The following is a 4,075-nucleotide window of genomic DNA, read 5'->3' on the forward strand; positions in this document are numbered from 1 at the left end:
CTCTAATAGCGATCGCCTACTCAAAAATTTGGGAGTCCCCAAAGGAACTCCCAAACTTCTTGATGTCTAAAATATTGCTAGTTGGAGGATTACATCAATCCCCAGAAGTGGAGTACGCCTTGACCAGAAACTAATTCAATAATCACAGCACTAGCGAAGCCAAGCATTGCCAAGCGACCATTCCAGTTTTCAGCTCCCTCTGTGAAGCCCCAAGCCCAAATGTTGCGTTTTTCGTCTTGCATGGTGCGAACTCCGTGAATTAACTTTTGTCAACTTATGTAAATTAATGTAACAGGTTGTGGGAAAAAATGCAACTATGGCTAGGGGCTAGAAACTAGGGGCTACGATCCTCCGATAATCAGGACTAGGGGCTAGGGCGTGTTTTCTTGCCTCGTTGTATCGTAAAAATAGGCGATCGCAGGCAGGTGTGTTCATGAATAGAGGAGACTTAAGCACCGAGCAGTGGGAGAGTTAAAACCTCTGCTTCCCCCGCTCAAACCCCGAACAGGTAAGCCCAATCACGACCACCGACAGGTTGTCAATCGCATTCTGTGGATACGAGCGAACTGGCGCACCCTGGCGAGACCTACCAGAACGTTAATGACTTGAATTTGAGGCTGATATTTGTCAAGGGTGAAATCAAAACGATCGCAAGCGATGTCACAAGCGATCGCAATAGCTTTTTGTTCGGCAGCAGCGCGGTTGAGCGCTGTGTCTGGTAGGCTCAGATAGACTTCTGTTGACTGCCGAACAGAAGGCGGGGAAGCCTAAGTCTTAACATCCCGCGATCGGCAGACACCGTGACTGTACCCTTGGGGTTTCTCATTCCCAACTTATTCCTCTTTCTGCAACCGCCAACCGGGTTTCACCACCTGCCGAGCTCTAGCCACCACCAAACAATCATCGGGAACATCATCCGTCACCACAGAACCGGCAGCAATAGTAACATCATCCCCCAAGGTTAAAGGTGCAACTAACACACTATTAGAACCCGTCTTAGTCCGATCGCCAATTTCCGTCCGATGCTTATTCACCCCATCATAATTAGCTGTAATCGTACCAGCTCCAATATTCACTTTCTCACCCAAAGTAGCATCACCTAAATAGGATAAATGGGCCGCATTAGTGCGATCGCCCAATTTCGCATTCTTCAACTCTACGAAATTACCTACACGGCACTTTTCCCCAACTTCGGAGTGTCCCCGTAAATGCGCGTAAGGCCCAATCCGAGAATTATTGGCTACTGTGCTATCCGCAACCACTGAATAAAGTACAGTCACATTTTGCCCAATTTGACTATTTTCAATTAAACTTCCAGGCCCGATGCGACTACCCGCTCCGATCGCTGTTTTTCCCCGCAGATGCGTCTGCGGTTCTACAATTACATCTGCTTCTAATTTTACCGTATCATCAATGGTAATACTGTCAGGATCGATCAGTGTCACTCCTTTTGCCATCCAGTCATCTTTTACCCGCCTTTGCAAAATATTGTAAGCAGTTGCTAGATGTTTGCGGTCGTTAATTCCTAGTATTTCCTGATAGTCTTCAACATCTACGGCCATTACTGGTTCGAGGTGATTTACCGTATCTGTTAGGTAATATTCTTTTTGGTCATTGTCCGCCTTTAAATGCGGTAAAATTTCTGCTAATTTCGGCCAATTAAAGCAGTAAACGCCTGCATTGATCCGGTGATTTTGTTTCTGAGCTGCCGTACAGTCTCGGTCTTCTACAATTTGTTTAACAAGATTCTGACTATCAGCAAATACTCTCCCATATCCTTGAGGATGAGGCAAGTGAGCCGTCAACAAAGTAGCTGCATTGCGGTGTTCTTTGTGAATTTGCATCATGTGTTTAAGGGTTTGCGATCGCAACAAGGGTACATCGCCGTTTAACACCAACAAATCCCCAGTAAATCCCTCTAAATGAGGTAACAATTGTTGAATAGCATGACCAGTACCTAATTGCTCAGTTTGTTCGACAAATTCCAGTGGCGGAAATGATAAAGATTCTGGCTTTGTTTCCGGTTGTCTATCGCCACTGAGAGACTCTTTCACCATTTCACCCCGATAGCCAACAATTACAATGCGCCGCAATGGGTTAATATCAATACAACTATAAAGCACCCGATCGAGTAGCGATCGCCCTCCCAATTCGTGCAAAACTTTGGGCAAGTCAGATTTCATGCGCGTACCGCGCCCAGCGGCTAAAATTGCTATTGCTATCATGGGAGAATTTACTATTTCTGGTAGATGATGATGTGGCGTTTACACATTTTAAGATGATAGGCGATCGCATTGTCACCAAATCTTTATAAAATCAAAAGAATTTAACTAGCCCAGCGTTTTTTCCAGTGGGATGATGGCTCTTTGGGTGAGGCTTGTTGCTCTGCCTGACGGCGTTGCAGTATAATTTCCGCAGTATCAGCCAAAGTGCGATCGCGATAGGGAATCCCTGCTTTCGTCTCTAAATGTTCGCGCTCTTGCTCTGAAAGTCCCGGCAAATTAGCCTCAGAAAAGCTTGCTGCTGTTCCCGGCCATCGCCTCCCCACAGGCGGAGTTGAACCAATTTTCAAACCGGCTTCCAGCAAGGCTACCCTCGCCGCCGCTGAGCAAGAATAAGTAGCTAAGATCCCCTCTGGCTTTAAACATTTTGCCAGCAACCCTAAAAATTCCACAGTCCACAATTGCGGACAATGGGGTGGGGAGAAAGGGTCAAGAAAAATTGCATCTGCTTGAAATCCTGATTTTGCTACTTGCTGGAGGGTTTGCCTAGCGTCGCCAATCAGCAGTTTAGCCTTGATTTTATCAGTTTGCAAGTCGCGATCGCGAACTACAGCCTCCAGCAATGCGGGAATAGGATCTGACCAATCTTGAAGCAGATGATGCGCGATCGCCGCCTTGGGTACTTCTGGATCTAACTCCAAACCGATCCATTCTATCCAACAATCGGGATTAACTTCCCAAATCGCCTCTAAAGCTGCGGCAGTATTATACCCCAATCCATAGCAAACGTCAAGCAAAGCTAGTGTCTGCCTTGTAGCTTTGAGCCGAAGTTGGAGAGGGCCCACAAATTTAAGCTCAGCCTCCTGTTTAGCACCCCGATCGCTATGAAAAGCTTCTCCAAATTCTACTGAAAAGAACGTAAAAGAGCCATCAGCCGTTAGTTGTGGCGAAAACGCACTGGTATTTTGCATCCTTGAGCTTTTATAAGAAATACCCTGAAAACCCTGCGACTTTAGTCCAGGGATGAAAGGGATCGGGAGACTTTAGTCTCCCAGTTAGATATTCCAAGTATAGTACAATAAATCAAAGGAGGTGAAACCAAATGTATGCAGTGCAAAAAGATATTTGGCATTTAACGGGACGCGACAAATCCATTGTTGAGAACTTGTTGAGATGGTCAAATAATCTGTTTAATGTCGGCACTTACGAAAGTAGGCAGCGTTATTTTAAGGATAAAGGCGCAGTTAAATATCCCGAACTTTACAAAATCACCAAAACCAACGAAAATTACGGCTTGCTCTACTCGCAAGTTGCTCAACAATCCCTTAAATCTGTCGCTGAATCTTTTAGTTCTTTCCGAGCCTTAGCTAGCTTCTTAGACCGAGATTTTCTGCCAGTGAAAGTTGGTGAAAAACCCGACAATTGGCAACCATCAGGTAAAAGAATCAAACGAGGTTTGTACTGTTCGGCTCAGAGATTAATTCTGAATGCAGATATCAACGGTGCGGCAAATATCATCCGAAAATCAATCATTTGCCACAGACTCAATTATTGAGCGAGTGGGTAGCGGGTTACTGACAAACCCTTTAAGAATTAAACTTTGGGCGGGATTCATCCCCCAAAGTTTGTCCTCAAGAATCCCCGCGTATGACAGACCGGGGAGTGTCAATTTGCATTAATATCTTATAACATTGATTGGGGATTGGGTACCAAGGATTGAAGACTGGGAAATCCCAGCTTTCTTACCAATTACCAATTACCAATTACCAATTACCAATTACCAATTACCAATTACCGATTACCAATTACCGATTACCAATTACCAATTACCAATTACCAATTACCAATTACCC

The 4,075-nt window shown here is 45.1% G+C and carries 4 protein-coding genes and 3 pseudogenes; 4 read left to right on the forward strand and 3 right to left on the reverse strand.

What is annotated here, in order from left to right; translation table 11 throughout:
* Nucleotides 1–89 precede the first annotated feature (89 nt).
* Complete coding sequence (locus tag PN499_RS24730) at nt 90–242, reverse strand: hypothetical protein (protein ID WP_007356812.1); 153 nt, start codon at nt 240–242, stop codon at nt 90–92.
* 191 nt (nt 243–433) lie between these two features.
* On the opposite strand from PN499_RS24730, the pseudogene PN499_RS24735 reads away from it, so the two are divergent.
* A pseudogene (locus PN499_RS24735) lies at nt 434–598 on the forward strand (transposase); the annotation flags it as partial.
* A 235-nt stretch (nt 599–833) separates the two neighbouring features.
* Here the strand turns inward: PN499_RS24735 and glmU are convergent.
* Nucleotides 834–2,225: a bifunctional UDP-N-acetylglucosamine diphosphorylase/glucosamine-1-phosphate N-acetyltransferase GlmU gene (glmU, locus tag PN499_RS24740; protein WP_272035542.1), complete on the reverse strand. Its 1,392-nt coding sequence runs from the start codon at nt 2,223–2,225 to the stop codon at nt 834–836.
* 101 nt (nt 2,226–2,326) lie between these two features.
* The gene (locus PN499_RS24745; protein WP_272035544.1) at nt 2,327–3,193 is read right to left on the reverse strand and encodes a tRNA (5-methylaminomethyl-2-thiouridine)(34)-methyltransferase MnmD; all 867 of its coding nucleotides are present in this window, start codon (nt 3,191–3,193) and stop codon (nt 2,327–2,329) included.
* Nucleotides 3,194–3,324: 131 nt separating this feature from the next.
* Here PN499_RS24745 and PN499_RS24750 point away from each other — a divergent pair.
* The 3 genes and pseudogenes from PN499_RS24750 to PN499_RS29610 form a co-directional block, all read left to right on the forward strand.
* Nucleotides 3,325–3,911 (forward strand): annotated as a pseudogene (locus PN499_RS24750) (hypothetical protein).
* Between the two features lie 2 nt (nt 3,912–3,913).
* Nucleotides 3,914–4,033, forward strand: a pseudogene (locus PN499_RS29605) (hypothetical protein); the annotation flags it as partial.
* Nucleotides 4,027–4,075 (forward strand): hypothetical protein (locus tag PN499_RS29610; protein ID WP_334311719.1); only part of this gene is annotated, 49 nt, incomplete at its 3' end. The pseudogene PN499_RS29605 and the gene PN499_RS29610, both read left to right, overlap by 7 nt.

It is taken from the genome of Kamptonema animale CS-326 (assembly GCF_028330895.1).
GTDB lineage: Bacteria > Cyanobacteriota > Cyanobacteriia > Cyanobacteriales > Microcoleaceae > Kamptonema > Kamptonema formosum.

What these genes read in the sequence shown, in the direction of transcription:
- PN499_RS24730 (WP_007356812.1), bottom strand. Translation starts at nt 242, where the DNA reads ATGCAAGACGAAAAACGCAACATTTGGGCTTGGGGCTTCACAGAGGGA.
- PN499_RS24745 (WP_272035544.1), bottom strand. Translation starts at nt 3,193, where the DNA reads ATGCAAAATACCAGTGCGTTTTCGCCACAACTAACGGCTGATGGCTCT.
- glmU (WP_272035542.1), bottom strand. Translation starts at nt 2,225, where the DNA reads ATGATAGCAATAGCAATTTTAGCCGCTGGGCGCGGTACGCGCATGAAA.